Here is a 13438-nt window from a genome sequence, read left to right as displayed (position 1 = left end):
GGCACTTGCATTCTTCGCTGGAACCGAAAACATTGGCCGGATCCAAGTGCTCTGGCCTACGAACCTCTAGTGTCGGTAAAGGCATTGGATGGCATTCAAGGGCAACCACGGTGTCGCCGAGTTCTCGGTTGAGAATGGCGCACTGATCCTACACAAGACGCATACAGTTTGCCCCGGCTGACGAGCCTCAGCAGCGTCCACAAACTCGGAAATTAGCACCGGCCTCTTCCTCGGTTCTGCGGCAGCGTCGCCGCACCGGATGCGCCCGGCAACGGCGTTTTACGTTCTCTGGTGCGTTCGGCTCAAATCCTGAGAGAATCACCACGTCGAATCCACGTCGCTTCGAGTCCCGACGGTCCCCGGGTTCGGGTCCGGGTGTCCCATAAAAAGTTAAATCCCCAACCATGCGCGACTCTCGCTGAAAATTGTGACACCGTTGTGACACCGAAGGTCCAAGAAACCTCACAAGTCATTGAAATGATTGAGTCGCGCTGATCCTCTCCTGGGCACCACTACCGCCAGGTTAGTTGTTAAGTTTCAACGACCTGGCGGGTGGTGATGTTTACCAGCCCCGCTGCCCCCCCGACACATTCTAAAGATCAACATCGGCGCCATGGGTCCGTCCCCCGGCATATTTCTGCGTGCAGTCCCGATTGCCGCCTTTGAAGTCCGGCGCCGGGAAATCGCCGCGCTTAGCCAGACGCCATGATGTCCGGAAACCGGGACAAAGCGCAGCCGGTAGCATCAGACTATCCAAGGCATTTTCATCCTGGTAGTGATGTTAAAAGCTTAGGCTCCACTCCGTTGAAAATAATTGTCCACATTGGCACCGAAAAAACCGGCACAACCTCCCTGCAGATCTGGATGCATGAGAACGAACGGGCACTTGTTCGCGCCGGTATCTGGTACCGTTCAACACTGGGCCGCACCGTAAACTCATGGGCCTCTGTTTACGCCGCAGGGGTAAGCGCTGGCCCTGAGATGTTGCATATTGCCGGCGTGCACGACGAAGATGGTCTGGATGATTTTCGCCAGACAGTCGCAGCCGATTTTCGCGCTGAATTCAAAAAGGCGATGAAGTCCGGGTGTTCAGCCTTTGTCATACGCAGCGAGCACCTGCACTCCCGGATCACCACCGACCAACAATTAGAACGGCTCAGGTCGCTTTGGACCGGATTTGATGTGCGTGAGGAACGCATTTTGTTTCTCAGGCCTCAGGCAGATTTGGCACGAAGTTTGCAATCTACAGCAGCGCGGAGCGGCGGTGAAGTTTCGCAAAAGCGCTACCTGAAAACGGCTAATGGTCCGTATTTCGAATATTTTGATATCTACAACAGGTGGAAACGCGGGTTTTCCAATGCCTTGAAAGTGGTGCCCTACAAAAGGCACCATTCAACTGTGGAGTGGTTTTGTAATCATGTCGGGATTGACCGGAATAAATTTAACGATCCGGAGCAAAGGCAGAACGCGGCGCTCGATGTTTCAGCGGTCGCAATTCTCAACGCGATCAACACGTAGCCACAAGAGCGCTCAGCAGCCCTGGGAAAGATCACTGGCTTCCCCTGCCCTTTGAGGCGCAAGCTCAGAGAGACCGCCTCAGAGAGCTTCATACAGCCAGTCTCACGCTGTGTGGGTGATGACGAATGACCTGAGCCACCTGCATCGACTGAGCAGCGGCCAGACGGATGATATGCTTGCCGGGAAGGTCAATGTCCCTCAGGCGCAGGTGGTACCAGTATTCGTCAAGTTGTTGCGCTGCCCTTTGTGCGCGGGATCCGGCGAGGAAAACTGCCCTTGTGCGTAGTGAATAAGCAATGCGGTGTAATGATGCTTCAGCTCGTCTGGACCGCGACGAGGGAAGTAAAAGATGCCGTTCTTAATAAATGTGAACGGTGCTGTCTTGGTCTCCAACATAGTCTACGATAGCCCTCTCTTGCTAAAAAGCTAAAGATAAACAACGGCTTATCTGTTGTGGTGGTGCCGCTGACAGGACTCGAACCTGCTACCCCGTCATTACGAATGACGTGCTCTACCTGCTGAGCTACAGCGGCACATGGGCGCTGTTTAACACCCGGTCTGCACCTTATGTAGCCCTATTTTACCACCTGTTCCAGCACCTGCCCCCTGCGCGGCGTGACCTCTTCTTCCGGGTCGGCATAATCCGGCGCATGGGGCAGTTTCACCTCTTCCACCAGCTCTGCGGGCGCGCTGTTCACCGGCGCCACGATCAGCGGCAGCATTTCGGTTGAGGCCGGCATCGCCACTTCGCGCACCCGCGGCGCAGTCCAGCTCAGCGTATCAAAGCCGGCACAATTGGCACAGACCGGCGCCCATTCGCCCTGCACCGTGTGGCAATTGTCACAGACCCATTGCGGTCCGCGTGAGGCGCTCAGTGCTTTGGTCAGCCAGCCGCGCACCACCGCCTCATCGGCGCCTTCCCCACGTTCAATCGCCGCCATCAGCGTCAGCGCCCGTGCGGTGGGGTCTTTTTCCACCAGATCGCCCAGCGCCCGGCGCGCCGCTGGGAAATCTTCCGCCGCGATCTGCAGCTCGCTCAGCAACATGCGGCTCTGTGCGTGGTCGGGATTTGGTTTTGTCAGCTCCGCAAAGCGTTTCAACCGCGTCGCCGCATCCTCATTGGCATGGATTTCGGCAAATGCCGCCGCCAGATCCGGATGCGGGGCCTCCGCCCAGGCCTTTTTCAACAGTTTGGCCGCCGCACGGCCCTTGCTGCGCGCCACCAGAGCGCGCGCTGCCATCACCGCCGCCGGCACCAGGTGCGGCGACTTCAGATTGGCTTCAATCGCCACATCCCGCGCCTGGTTTTCATTGCCGTTTCCCTGCACCGTCTGCGCCAGCGACAGCGCCAGCACCGCATCGCGCCGCTTGTGCACATCGCGCGGCAGCGCCCCGTGTTTCAGCTTGGCGCCCAGCGTCGCCCGCGCCCCCGCCCAGTCGCCGGACCCGGCCTGCAGCTGCAACAGTGCGTCCTGGGTCTCCACATGGCGCGGTTTCAGCGCAAAGGCTTTTTCTGCCAGGCGCATCGCGGTCTCGGTATTGCCGACGGACAGCTGCTGTTTCATCAGCCCGCGCACCCCGACAAAGCGAGTTTTTTCGTCCTGCAACAGCGCTTTATAGACTTTTTCCGCCCGGGCAGTGTCGCCGACCATCTCAGCCGCCTGCGCCGTGACCAGATTGGTCAGACCAGGGCGGTCGAGAAACTTATTGGCGCGCGCCGCTTTGGTCATCGCCATGCGCCCCTCACCCGAGGCCAGCGCCAGCAGCGCCTCAGAAAGCGCCTCGTAGCCGCGCCTCTCCCGGTTGCGGTCAAAATAGCGCGAAATCGCGGTTTCATCGCCGGAAATGAACTTCAGCACCGCCACCATCAGGCTGGCCAGTTTCAACAGCAACCAGATCACCAGCACCAGCACCAGCAGCGCCATCACCGCCTTCAGCGGGCTGAGGTTGAATTCGACAGAGGCGACCGCGACCCTTATGCCACCGTCAGATTCCAGCAGATAACCCGCGCCCCAGGTCATGGCCGCAACCAGCGCTACAAAAAAGATAATCTTGATCAGGGACCAAAGCATGGCGGCCGTCCTTATTTGTTCACTGTTACTGACAATTCGCCCAGCGCGTTCAGCACGTTCAGACGGGTACTGGCGTTTTCAGCCCAGGAGGCAAGCGCCGCCTGTGCCGGCTCCGGCAGCGCGGCAATTTCGCGGAACACCGCGTCCAGATCACCGGCGCGCAACGCCGCCTCAGCACGCGACAACACCGCGTCCGCATCATCGCCCTCACGCGCCTGCAACGAGCGCATGCCCAGCTGGTTGCGCAAAAATCCGGACAGACCGCCGGTGTTGCCGGCAGATGTATCGTTGGCATTGGACGCGTTTAACGCCGCCCGAGCCGCGTCGGGGAAACTTGCCACCAGCACTGCCTGCGACGGGATTCCACTGGTGGAAAATTCACCCAGCGCCGCTGGCACATCGCCGATCAGCGCTTTCAACTCCCCATAGGCGCCGTCCCAGGCACCGCCGCTGCTCACTGCGGCAGCAATCTGTTCATAGGCGGTGACGATTTTGGCCCGGCGCGCGGTCTGATCCGCATCCGCCACCATTTTTGCCGCCGCTTCCTGCGCCCGGGCAATGCCGGCCAGTTCGCTGTCGAGCGTCTGCCGCATCCGCGCCAGCTCCGCCTGATAGAGCACCTGGGCTTCTTCCGGCAGCACCACTTCCGCGCGGGGGCGGTTTTCCAGGTCTGTCAGGCGGCTGTCAAACGCCGCCAACTGGTCGCTGATCTGCGCCTGCGCCGCGTCGAGCTCTGTTGCGAATGTGGCCTCAAGTACGGACGTATCCGCCGGCCGGGCAATCTGTGCGGTGTTGTTCTCAATGCGCGATTGCAGCGCCTTAATCTCTGCCTCCAGCACAGTGGTATCAAACACCGGAACTGGCACCAGATAATGCCCAGCGCCAAAACCGATGCCGCCGGCAATCACGCCTCCAAGCAAATGGGGCAGGAATCCGCCACGGCGGGCAGGCGAAGCCTCCGCAACGGGTGCCGTTTCAGAGGCCATCGTCCCGGCAAGCACTTCATCGGCAAGAATGGCTTCAGGAATTTCGGCGCCGGTCTCCGGCTCAGCCTCAACAGCTTCGTCGGCTTCGTCGGCTTCGTCAGCTTCGTCAGCTTCGTCAGCTTCGTCAGCTTCGTCAGCTTCGTCAGCTTCGTCAGCTTCGTCAGCTTCGTCAGCTTCGAATTGCTCGCTGTCGTCCGGCGCGTCAACGGGTTCATTGCTGCTGCTCAGATCTTCGCTGCCCGGCTCACCGGCGGTCTCCGGCGGCAGCGGAGCCGCAGACTGCCCGGCCTCAGCCCCAGTCAAATCTTCGGTTTTTTTGCCATCATTCACGTCATCAGACTGCGTCACCAGGAACCAAACCTTTCGAATCTCATCTTGCGCCAGGGCGCTGTCTCACAAAAACTTTAGCCCGCGCGCAGCGGGGTCTCAAGCCAACATCAGCTCAGCTGCGACCGTATGGCCCGCTCCATCGCGCCGGCATCGGGCGTGGCGGCGACGATCACACCGGGACGTGCCCAGGCCGCAGCCACCGCGTCGCTGATCGCAATGACCTGCACCGGGGCATGTATGGTGCCCGCGCGCTCAGACAAGATCCGCGCCGTACGTGCTGAAAATAATGGCAAAATAACTTTTCTCTGCCCGGCGAGCGTGGCGCGTGCCGCGGCGGTCAGCAGCTCGGCTCTCTGCTGGTAGATTATCGCTTCATCTGTCTCTGTTCCGGCTGAATTCAGCCGCGCCGCCACATCGCCCTGGCTGTGTTCACCACGCAGATGCAACAAAGGCGCCGCAGCCCGGGCGCGGATCAGCGCCACCAGGTCCTCCGCCGAGCCGCCGGCGGAATGCGCCTCCATTTGCGCCGCGCGTGCCGCGGCGGCAGTCCTGTCGCCAACACACCAGGCCGTGCGCCCGGACAGTTGCAGCAGTTCAGCCGCCGTCAAAACCCCGTTGACGGAGGTGAAAATGAGACCCGCGTATTTCCGCTCAGGCAGCACCGGCAAGGTCGGGACAATGCGCAGCAGCGGGCAAATCACGCAGTCCAAGCCGCCAAACCGCGCCGCAAATGCGCGGGACTGGGCCAGAGGCCGGGTCAAAAGCAGGATCGCATCGGACATCAATCTGGCCCCGGCATTGTGTGAACAGTCTCACGGTGTTACCTGCCATATAACCCTAAGGCAACTGGCGGCCCCTATGAGCGACACTCTGAGCAACACTTTGACGGCGCCGCTGACGGACAAACCCGTCGGCACCCTGACCCTACTCGGGCTGGAAAGCAGCTGCGATGACACCGCCGCCGCCATCGTGCGCCACAGCCCGGGAGACCCCCCGGTAATCCTGTCCTCCGTGGTGGCCGGGCAGACCGAATTGCACGCCGCTTATGGGGGGGTGGTGCCGGAAATCGCCGCCCGCGCCCACACCGAAAAGCTCGACATCTGCGTGGAACAGGCGCTGGAGCGCGCTGGCCTCACCCTCAAGGATCTGGATGGCATATCGGTCACCGCCGGCCCTGGGCTGATTGGTGGTGTGCTGGCCGGGGTGATGTGCGCCAAAGGGCTCTCGGCTGCCACCGGACTGCCTTTTGTCGGCGTCAATCATCTTGCCGGCCACGCGCTGACGCCGCGGCTCACTGATCAGCTGCCATTTCCCTATCTGATGCTGCTGGTCTCGGGCGGCCACTGTCAGTTCCTGATTGTGCACGGGTTTGATGATTTCAAACGGCTGGGTGGCACTATTGACGACGCGCCTGGTGAAGCCTTTGACAAATCGGCACGCCTGCTGGGGCTGCCCCAGCCCGGCGGGCCCGCGGTCGAGGCTGCCGCAGAGCAGGGAGATAAAAAACGCTTCCGCCTGCCGCGCCCCCTGCTGGACCGTCCAGGCTGTGACATGAGCTTTTCCGGGCTGAAAACTGCGCTGCTGCGCACGCGCGACAAGGTGATCGCCGAGAACGGCGGGCTGACGCGTACGGATCGCAACGATCTTTGCGCCGGGTTTCAGGCCGCGGTCTGCGATGTGCTGGCCGAAAAGTCCCGCCGGGCGCTGGCGCAATATATGGAGTTGAACCCGCCGCGCCCCACCATCGCCGTGGCGGGCGGGGTCGCCGCCAATACTCCGATACGGGCTGCATTAGAGACGGTTGCCGCCGAATTTGGCGCTGATTTCCTCGCGCCTCCGCTGGCGCTGTGCACCGACAATGCGGCGATGATCGCCTGGGTCGGTATTGAACATTTCCGCGCCGGTCACCGCGACGACCAGACGCTGTCCGCCCGGCCGCGCTGGCCGCTGGACAACAGCAGCCCGGCGATGCTGGGCTCGGGCAAAAAAGGCGCCAAAGCATGAGTGTCGCAGTTCTGGGCGCCGGCGCCTTTGGCACCGCTCTGGCCATTTCCATCGCCCGGGACAACCGCCCGGTACAGCTCTGGGCGCGGGACGCGGAACACGCCGCCGAGTTGGCGCGCGACCGGGTGAACAGCAAACGCCTGGCCGGCGCGCCCTTTCCCGACAGTCTGAGCGTGATCTCCGATCTGCGCGACATTGAGGCCGATACCGTTCTTCTGGCGGTGCCGATGCAGGCGCTGGCGGGTTTTCTGGCGCAAAATGCGAGCCTGTTTCAGCACAAAATCCTGATTGCCTGCTGCAAAGGCGTCGATCTGAAGAGCAACCTGTCCGCCACCGATCTGATCCGTAAACATGTGCCAGATGCCGGTGCAGCCATCCTGTCGGGGCCCAGTTTTGCTGCCGATATTGCGCGCGGCCTGCCCACAGCGCTGACTCTGGCGACCAAAGATGAAGCGGACGCCACCCGGCTGCAGGCGCAGCTCAGCACCTCCAATCTGCGGCTCTACCGCAGCACCGATATTGCCGGGGTCGAGACCGGCGGCGCCCTCAAAAACGTCATCGCCATTGCCTGCGGGCTGACCGTCGGCGCCGGGCTTGGCGAAAGTGCACGCGCTGCGCTGATGACCCGGGGTTATGCGGAAATGGTGCGCTTTGGCGCCAGCCGCGGCGCCCGTGCCGACACGCTCGCCGGCCTGTCGGGCTTTGGTGACCTGGTGCTGACCTGCACCTCAGAAAAATCACGCAATTTCAGCCACGGCCTGGCGTTGGGCCGGGGCGACAGCACGGCCAGTGGCATCACCACCGAAGGTGTCGCCACTGCGCGCGCCGTTGCCCGTCTGGCGGCCGATAACAATATCGACATGCCGATCACCCGCGTTGTTGCAGCAATCCTCGATCACACTATAACTGTTGCTGAGGCGATGGAGACGTTGCTCTCCCGTCCGCTAACCAAGGAATAAACCATGCTCTACACCCTGATCTGCACCGACAAAGCGGGTGCGCTTCAAACCCGGCTCGACAACCGCGACGCCCACCTTGCCTATATCAAAGAGACCGGTGTTGTGACCCAGGCCGGCCCTTTTCTGAACGCTGAGGGTGCGATGAGCGGTTCTCTTGTGGTGCTGGACGTGGCCGACCGTGACGCCGCGCAGGCCTGGGCTGACAATGACCCCTATGCGCTGGCCGGTCTGTTTGAAAACGTGCGCATCGAGGCGTGGAAGCGGGTGATCGGCTGATGACCTACTGGCTGTTCAAATCCGAAGCCGACACCTGGTCCTGGGATCAGCAGGTTGCCAAAGGCGCCGCAGGCGAGGAATGGGACGGCGTGCGCAATTATCAGGCGCGTAACAATATGCGCCTGATGCAGCTTGGCGATCTGGGCTTTTTCTATCATTCCCGCGCCGACAAAGAAGTGGTGGGCATTGTTGAAGTCTGCGCCACCTCCCATCCCGACAGCAGCACTGATGATGCGCGCTGGGACTGCGTCGATATCAAAGCGGTGCGCCCTTTCACCCGCCCGGTCAGCCTGGCGATGTGCAAAGAAGACGCACGATTGACAGACATGGTGCTGGTCAACAACACCCGTCTCTCCGTGCAGCCGGTCAGCGAGACGGAATGGAACATCCTCTGCGAGCTCGGCCAGACCGAGCCGTAAGCGAACAACATATAACGAAAAAATCGTAGCCTCGTTGCCTTTCCACGCCCTGCTGTTGTGAAACACCAGCAGGAGGATATGCGATGGAAGTGATATTGCTTGCCGCGGCCGGAGCGTATGTCTTTGGCGCCCTCTGGTATATGCGGCCGGGCGACAGCTGGGTCAGGGCATCGGGCGTTGAACTGGATGAAAACGGCAGGCCGGTGAGCGCCGGTCCCACCCCGTTCATCATTTCCGCCATCGCCGTTATTCTGGTGGCCGGCATGATGCGCGATATGTTCGGCATGGCCGGGATTGATTCGGTGGGCAAAGGCCTGGTGGCCGGTCTGGGTCTCGGCGCTTTTATCGCCGCGCCCTGGATTGTCACCAATTACGCCTATGCGGCGCGGTCGCGCACGCTGATGTTGATTGACGGGGGCTATGCGCTCATCGGCTGCACCATTATTGGCGCCATCCTGACGCTGTTCTGACGCGATACTGAAAAAGGAATTTTTGTCTGCTGCCCAAAAAAGTTGGAGGGCTCCGACCCCCCGGAACCCTCCATCACCCCACTTGCACCCCGTAGGTGCCCATGTTGTTCTGTAAACTGCTCCGGGCCATCCTGGCGCCGTGTATTCAAGCTAATCTGACTGGCCTGTTTTCGCAAACTGCAAATAGCTAGAACAGGAGTCAGTTTGTTAAGTCTCTGGAAATTATCGTTAACATCGTTAACATCGTAGCAGCGGCGACCGGGGGTATTGCAGATCAGACAGGCTCAGCCGAGGCCATAAATGGACTCTTTGCCAAAATACCGGGTCAGCATGTAATAGACCACCGCCCGGTATTTCACCGGCTCAGTGCGGCCATAGGTCTCAAGCACCGACTCAATCGCATCCATAAGCTCGGCGCTGTCGGCCAGCCCCAGTTTCCGGATCAGAAAGTTGTTTTTCACCATCTGCAACTCAGCCGGATCATTCACGGCAATTACGGCGGTCTCCGCGTTGTAAATCGCCGGGCCACAGCCGATGGTCACTTTGCCCAACAGCTCCATATCCGGTACAACACCACATTTATGGCTCAGATCACTGGCATATAATGCGATCAGATCATCACGTTTACCCATAACACCACTCCCAATACTACCAGTGTCCGCACAACCATTGCGGGCCAGCCAGCGGAATTCTAGCGCTGGCGGCACGGCAAAAAAAGGGAAATCTATGCCTGAGGCAGGCCTGCTTGGCAAATCATTCAGGCCGGGCGCCCTGTCAGGGTCTCAGCAATGTCCCGGCCATAATCGCGGCGGGCTCAGAACCGGAAACCTACGCGCAGCGAATAAGTGTCGACGTCGAAATCCAGCCCGGAACTGCCAAAACTGTCAAACTCCTGGCGCAGATATTCCGCACCGATAAAGGTTGTGTCCGACAGGTTGTAGTCATAGCCAAAGCCATAGAGCCAACCATCATCATCGCCAAAGCCGGTACTGTAGCCTCTGACATAGCCCAGTGTGCCATAGAGCAGCCCATCGCCGATCTCTGTACCGACCCGCCCTTTCAGGCGCAGCATCTCATCAAAGGAGCCCCCACCGCTCAGGTCGATATTGGTGGTATCATAGGACAGCTCGCCGCCGACCACCGTGGCGCCCCAGGTGTAATTATAGCCGCCAAAGACGCCAAATATCTCACCGTCGCCGCTGGTGCCACTGGCGCTGGCATCTGCATAGCCAAGCGCCGCGCCGCCGTAAAACCCGTCCAGCGCCCCGGCATGGACGCTGATGGGGGCCGCCAATGCGACACTGAGTGCAACTGTTTGCCAAAGTCTCATGTCCCGTTTCCTTATAGTGAAGGAGCAATGGGACGCAGGTAGAGCCGGGCGGCAGCGGGGAAAGCTCTGCCGTCATCACAGAATTGTGATCGCCGCAGCTGTGCGGCAAGTGGCTTGTATCGCTGGCCATACCGGCCAGTTCCCGCCTGGTCGGCACGATTTTGCACAATTGATGTGGGCCGTGGCGCAGCTGACGAGTTCGGCCCAAAGGTAAAACAGCGGGCAACACTGCCAGTATACGTCGCATAAAAAAACGCCGGGCGTGTGGCCCGGCGTTTTCAGCGATCCGACAAATGCTGTCAGATCAGTAGCGGTAATGTTCCGGCTTGAACGGACCGTCAACGGTCACACCGATATAATCGGCCTGCTCTTTGCTCAGGGTCGACAGTTTCACACCCACACGTTCCAGGTGCAGACGTGCCACTTTTTCATCCAGATGTTTGGGCAGGATATAGACGTCGTTTTTGTAGTTGTCGCCGTTGACCCACAGTTCGATCTGCGCCAGCACCTGGTTGGTGAAGGAGGCAGACATCACAAAAGACGGGTGACCGGTGGCATTGCCAAGGTTCAAGAGACGGCCTTCAGACAGCAGGATCAGACGGGCGCCGGACGGCATCTCGATCATATCCACCTGGTCTTTGATGTTGGTCCATTTGTGGTTTTTCAGCGCTGCCACCTGGATTTCATTGTCAAAGTGACCAATGTTGCCAACGATCGCCATGTCCTTCATCTCGCGCATATGCTCGATACGGATGATGTCTTTGTTGCCGGTGGTGGTGATGAAGATATCGGCGGACGAAACCACCTCTTCCAGGATCACAACTTCAAACCCGTCCATCGCCGCCTGCAGCGCACAGATCGGATCAATCTCGGTCACTTTCACCCGGGCGCCGGCACCGCTGAGCGAGGCCGCACAGCCTTTGCCCACATCGCCATAACCACAGACAACCGCAACTTTACCGGCCATCATCGTATCGGTGGCGCGACGGATGCCGTCGACCAGCGATTCTTTACAGCCGTATTTGTTGTCGAATTTCGACTTGGTGACCGAATCATTCACGTTGATCGCCGGGAAGGGCAGATGGCCGGATTTCACCAGCTCATAGAGACGGTGCACACCGGTGGTGGTTTCTTCCGACACACCCTGCAGCGCGTCACGCTGTTTGGTGAACCAGCCGGGGCTGGCTTTCATGCGCTTTTTGATCTGGGCGAAAAACGCAATTTCTTCTTCCGAGGTCGGCACGTCGATCAGACCGGTTTCGCCGGCCTCAACCCGTGCACCCAGCAGGATATACATGGTCGCGTCGCCACCATCATCCAGGATCAGGTTGGCAGTGCCGTCTTCGCCACCAAAGAAGAAAATCCGGTCCGCGTAGTCCCAGTATTCTTCCAGCGTTTCGCCTTTGATCGCAAACACAGGTGTGCCGCCCTCGGCGATCGCCGCCGCCGCATGGTCCTGAGTCGAAAAGATGTTGCAGGAGGCCCAGCGCACATCCGCGCCCAGCGCGTTCAGCGTTTCAATCAGAACAGCCGTCTGAATTGTCATGTGCAGGGAGCCGGCAATGCGGGCGCCTTTCAGCGGCTTGCTTTCGCCATATTCCGCACGCAGCGCCATCAGGCCCGGCATTTCGGTTTCTGCGATATCCAGTTCCTTGCGGCCAAACGCCGCCAGGGAAATGTCTTTAATGATATAATCCTGGGTCATATTGCCCTCCAAAACGGTGTTTTATCCAGGCGGAGATAACACCCTGCCCGGGTCTCGACAATAGTCGCCTGACCGGATTACCCTGCGCAGGTGTAAGAGAGGTGAAGATGAAACAACCCCGCGCGTGGCAGCGCATGCTGTCGGGCCGCCGGCTTGACCTGCTGGACCCCACCCCCGTTGACATTGAAATCGAAGACATTGCGCACGGCCTGGCCTTTGTGGCGCGCTGGAACGGGCAGACCAGCGGCGATTTTGCCTATTCGGTGGCGGAACATTCAATCCTGGTGGAAGACATTTTTGGCCGCATCTGCCCCAAAGCGCCGGTGAAATGGCGATTGGCAGCGCTTTTGCATGACGCACCGGAATATGTGATCGGCGACATGATTTCCCCGGTCAAAGCCGCGGTCGGCCCTGATTACGGCCTGCTGGACGAACGGTTGATGGCAGCGATCCATGTGCGTTTTGGTCTGCCCGCCGTGCTGCCGGTCTCGGTAAAAAAGAACATCAAACGCGCTGACAGGATCTCGGCCTGGCTGGAAGCGACCCAGATCGCCGGTTTCAGTGTTGCTGAAGCCGACAAGCTGTTTGGCAGGCAAAAACCAGAACTGGTGCAGGATCTGGAAATTTCCCTGCGCCCGCCGGTGGAAGTACGCCGTGATTTCACCGCCCGCCACCAGGCCTTGCTGGAGCAGCTCGCATGATCCGGACGCAACGCGCCGCCACTGGTGACTGCCGCGAGATGGCAGAGCTTCTCAACGACATTATCAAAGCCGGCGGCACCACCGCCCTGACCGATCCGGTTTCAGCCGGTGATCTGCGCGACTGGGTGCTGCTCAGCCAGCCCGATGACAGCGCCTGCCAGGTGGCGCGTGACAGCCTGGGCGAGGTCGTCGGCTTTCAGTGGATCGGCCCCAATGCGACGCTGCCGCCAGGTGCGGTGGACATCGCCACCTTTGTGCGCATGGGACAGACAGGGCTTGGTATCGGCTCCCGCCTGTTTGATGCCACCCGCCAGGCGGCGCAGCAGCTGGGCTATATCTGGATCAATGCCACCATCCGTGCGGACAATGAAAGCGGGCTGACCTATTATCAAAGCCGCGGATTTCGCGACTGGCGGTTTGACGAGGATGTGGCTCTGCCTGACGGTACCCTCGTCAATAAGATCAGCAAACGCTTTGACCTCTGATCACCAACTGCCGCCGCGCAGATGCAGCTGACGACGAAGTTCTTCTTTCAACTGCCGCCGGACCTCATACCAGTCGCCGCGTTCATTGCGTGGCGGGGTCGTGCCGCCCGGGGTGCGGGTTGCTGTGTTGATAGCGCTTGAGAATATACCGAACATTGCGTCTCTCCTGTGAAGGTTATGGAT

At 60.1% G+C, this 13438-nt stretch carries 15 protein-coding genes and 1 tRNA gene; 8 read left to right on the top strand and 8 right to left on the bottom strand.

The window, feature by feature from the left end; all coding sequences use genetic code 11:
* Positions 1–804: 804 nt before the first annotated feature.
* Positions 805–1518, top strand: a complete 714-nt coding sequence (locus tag DWA01_RS16645) for a hypothetical protein (protein ID WP_114286925.1) — start codon at positions 805–807, stop codon at positions 1516–1518.
* Positions 1519–1975: 457 nt separating this feature from the next.
* Here DWA01_RS16645 and DWA01_RS16640 read toward each other — a convergent pair.
* The 4 genes from DWA01_RS16640 to DWA01_RS16625 all read right to left on the bottom strand — a co-directional run bounded on the left by DWA01_RS16640 (position 1976) and on the right by DWA01_RS16625 (position 5688).
* A tRNA-Thr gene (locus DWA01_RS16640) sits at positions 1976–2051 on the bottom strand.
* Between the two features lie 42 nt (positions 2052–2093).
* Positions 2094–3590 carry a heme biosynthesis protein HemY gene (locus DWA01_RS16635; RefSeq protein ID WP_114286924.1) on the bottom strand — a complete coding sequence of 499 codons (1497 nt, stop codon included), beginning with the start codon at positions 3588–3590 and terminating at the stop codon, positions 2094–2096.
* 11 nt (positions 3591–3601) lie between these two features.
* Positions 3602–4924, bottom strand: coding sequence for a COG4223 family protein (locus tag DWA01_RS22995; RefSeq protein ID WP_160116067.1), 1323 nt, complete (start codon positions 4922–4924; stop codon positions 3602–3604).
* A gap of 89 nt (positions 4925–5013) precedes the next feature.
* Positions 5014–5688: a uroporphyrinogen-III synthase gene (locus DWA01_RS16625; RefSeq protein WP_235008588.1), complete on the bottom strand. Its 675-nt coding sequence runs from the start codon at positions 5686–5688 to the stop codon at positions 5014–5016.
* 76 nt (positions 5689–5764) lie between these two features.
* Between DWA01_RS16625 and tsaD the strand changes: the two genes are divergently transcribed.
* The 5 genes from tsaD to DWA01_RS16600 all read left to right on the top strand — a co-directional run bounded on the left by tsaD (position 5765) and on the right by DWA01_RS16600 (position 9034).
* Complete coding sequence (tsaD, locus tag DWA01_RS16620) at positions 5765–6910, top strand: tRNA (adenosine(37)-N6)-threonylcarbamoyltransferase complex transferase subunit TsaD (RefSeq protein WP_114286923.1); 1146 nt, start codon at positions 5765–5767, stop codon at positions 6908–6910.
* On the top strand, positions 6907–7869 hold the full coding sequence (locus DWA01_RS16615; protein ID WP_114286922.1) for an NAD(P)H-dependent glycerol-3-phosphate dehydrogenase: 963 nt from the start codon (positions 6907–6909) through the stop codon (positions 7867–7869). The genes tsaD and DWA01_RS16615 overlap by 4 nt, the downstream gene beginning before the upstream one ends.
* Before the next feature lie 3 nt (positions 7870–7872).
* Positions 7873–8145 carry a YciI family protein gene (locus DWA01_RS16610; RefSeq protein ID WP_114286921.1) on the top strand — a complete coding sequence of 91 codons (273 nt, stop codon included), beginning with the start codon at positions 7873–7875 and terminating at the stop codon, positions 8143–8145.
* Entirely contained in the window at positions 8145–8564 is a 420-nt protein-coding gene (locus DWA01_RS16605; protein ID WP_114286935.1) for an EVE domain-containing protein, read from the top strand. Before DWA01_RS16610 ends, DWA01_RS16605 begins: the two co-directional genes overlap by 1 nt.
* Before the next feature lie 83 nt (positions 8565–8647).
* Entirely contained in the window at positions 8648–9034 is a 387-nt protein-coding gene (locus DWA01_RS16600; RefSeq protein ID WP_114286920.1) for a DUF1761 domain-containing protein, read from the top strand.
* 284 nt (positions 9035–9318) lie between these two features.
* Here DWA01_RS16600 and DWA01_RS16595 read toward each other — a convergent pair whose 3' ends face one another.
* From DWA01_RS16595 to ahcY, 3 genes are all read right to left on the bottom strand, one after another.
* On the bottom strand, positions 9319–9666 hold the full coding sequence (locus DWA01_RS16595; protein WP_114286919.1) for a DUF2853 family protein: 348 nt from the start codon (positions 9664–9666) through the stop codon (positions 9319–9321).
* A 182-nt stretch (positions 9667–9848) separates the two neighbouring features.
* Complete coding sequence (locus DWA01_RS16590) at positions 9849–10364, bottom strand: outer membrane protein (protein WP_114286918.1); 516 nt, start codon at positions 10362–10364, stop codon at positions 9849–9851.
* Positions 10365–10668: 304 nt separating this feature from the next.
* Positions 10669–12069, bottom strand: coding sequence for an adenosylhomocysteinase (gene ahcY, locus DWA01_RS16580; protein WP_114286916.1), 1401 nt, complete (start codon positions 12067–12069; stop codon positions 10669–10671).
* Between the two features lie 107 nt (positions 12070–12176).
* Here ahcY and DWA01_RS16575 point away from each other — a divergent pair, with 107 nt between their 5' ends.
* Both DWA01_RS16575 and DWA01_RS16570 read left to right on the top strand, forming a co-directional pair.
* Positions 12177–12770 (top strand): HD domain-containing protein, encoded by a 594-nt coding sequence (locus DWA01_RS16575; RefSeq protein ID WP_114286915.1) that lies wholly within the window; start codon positions 12177–12179, stop codon positions 12768–12770.
* Positions 12767–13255 (top strand): GNAT family N-acetyltransferase, encoded by a 489-nt coding sequence (locus DWA01_RS16570; protein ID WP_114286914.1) that lies wholly within the window; start codon positions 12767–12769, stop codon positions 13253–13255. The genes DWA01_RS16575 and DWA01_RS16570 overlap by 4 nt, the downstream gene beginning before the upstream one ends.
* On the opposite strand, the gene DWA01_RS23175 is transcribed toward DWA01_RS16570, so the two are convergent.
* A complete protein-coding gene (locus DWA01_RS23175) occupies positions 13256–13411 on the bottom strand; it encodes a hypothetical protein (protein ID WP_160116066.1) in 156 nt (51 codons plus the stop codon).
* Positions 13412–13438: the final 27 nt, after the last annotated feature.

It is taken from the genome of Candidatus Halocynthiibacter alkanivorans, assembly GCF_003333265.1.
GTDB classification, from domain to species: Bacteria; Pseudomonadota; Alphaproteobacteria; order Rhodobacterales; family Rhodobacteraceae; genus Halocyntiibacter_A; species Halocyntiibacter_A alkanivorans.
Note: the sequence above shows the minus strand (reverse complement) of the source record. Positions and strands in the feature narration are given on the sequence as shown.

Excerpts from the sequence above, each read along its gene's own strand:
- DWA01_RS16575 (WP_114286915.1), top strand. The coding sequence starts at position 12,177 with ATGAAACAACCCCGCGCGTGGCAGCGCATGCTGTCGGGCCGCCGGCTT.
- tsaD (WP_114286923.1), top strand. The coding sequence starts at position 5,765 with ATGAGCGACACTCTGAGCAACACTTTGACGGCGCCGCTGACGGACAAA.
- DWA01_RS16605 (WP_114286935.1), top strand. The coding sequence starts at position 8,145 with ATGACCTACTGGCTGTTCAAATCCGAAGCCGACACCTGGTCCTGGGAT.
- DWA01_RS16595 (WP_114286919.1), bottom strand. The coding sequence starts at position 9,666 with ATGGGTAAACGTGATGATCTGATCGCATTATATGCCAGTGATCTGAGC.
- DWA01_RS16615 (WP_114286922.1), top strand. The coding sequence starts at position 6,907 with ATGAGTGTCGCAGTTCTGGGCGCCGGCGCCTTTGGCACCGCTCTGGCC.
- DWA01_RS23175 (WP_160116066.1), bottom strand. The coding sequence starts at position 13,411 with ATGTTCGGTATATTCTCAAGCGCTATCAACACAGCAACCCGCACCCCG.
- DWA01_RS16635 (WP_114286924.1), bottom strand. The coding sequence starts at position 3,590 with ATGCTTTGGTCCCTGATCAAGATTATCTTTTTTGTAGCGCTGGTTGCG.
- DWA01_RS16610 (WP_114286921.1), top strand. The coding sequence starts at position 7,873 with ATGCTCTACACCCTGATCTGCACCGACAAAGCGGGTGCGCTTCAAACC.
- ahcY (WP_114286916.1), bottom strand. The coding sequence starts at position 12,069 with ATGACCCAGGATTATATCATTAAAGACATTTCCCTGGCGGCGTTTGGC.
- DWA01_RS16600 (WP_114286920.1), top strand. The coding sequence starts at position 8,648 with ATGGAAGTGATATTGCTTGCCGCGGCCGGAGCGTATGTCTTTGGCGCC.
- DWA01_RS16590 (WP_114286918.1), bottom strand. The coding sequence starts at position 10,364 with ATGAGACTTTGGCAAACAGTTGCACTCAGTGTCGCATTGGCGGCCCCC.
- DWA01_RS16570 (WP_114286914.1), top strand. The coding sequence starts at position 12,767 with ATGATCCGGACGCAACGCGCCGCCACTGGTGACTGCCGCGAGATGGCA.
- DWA01_RS16625 (WP_235008588.1), bottom strand. The coding sequence starts at position 5,688 with ATGTCCGATGCGATCCTGCTTTTGACCCGGCCTCTGGCCCAGTCCCGC.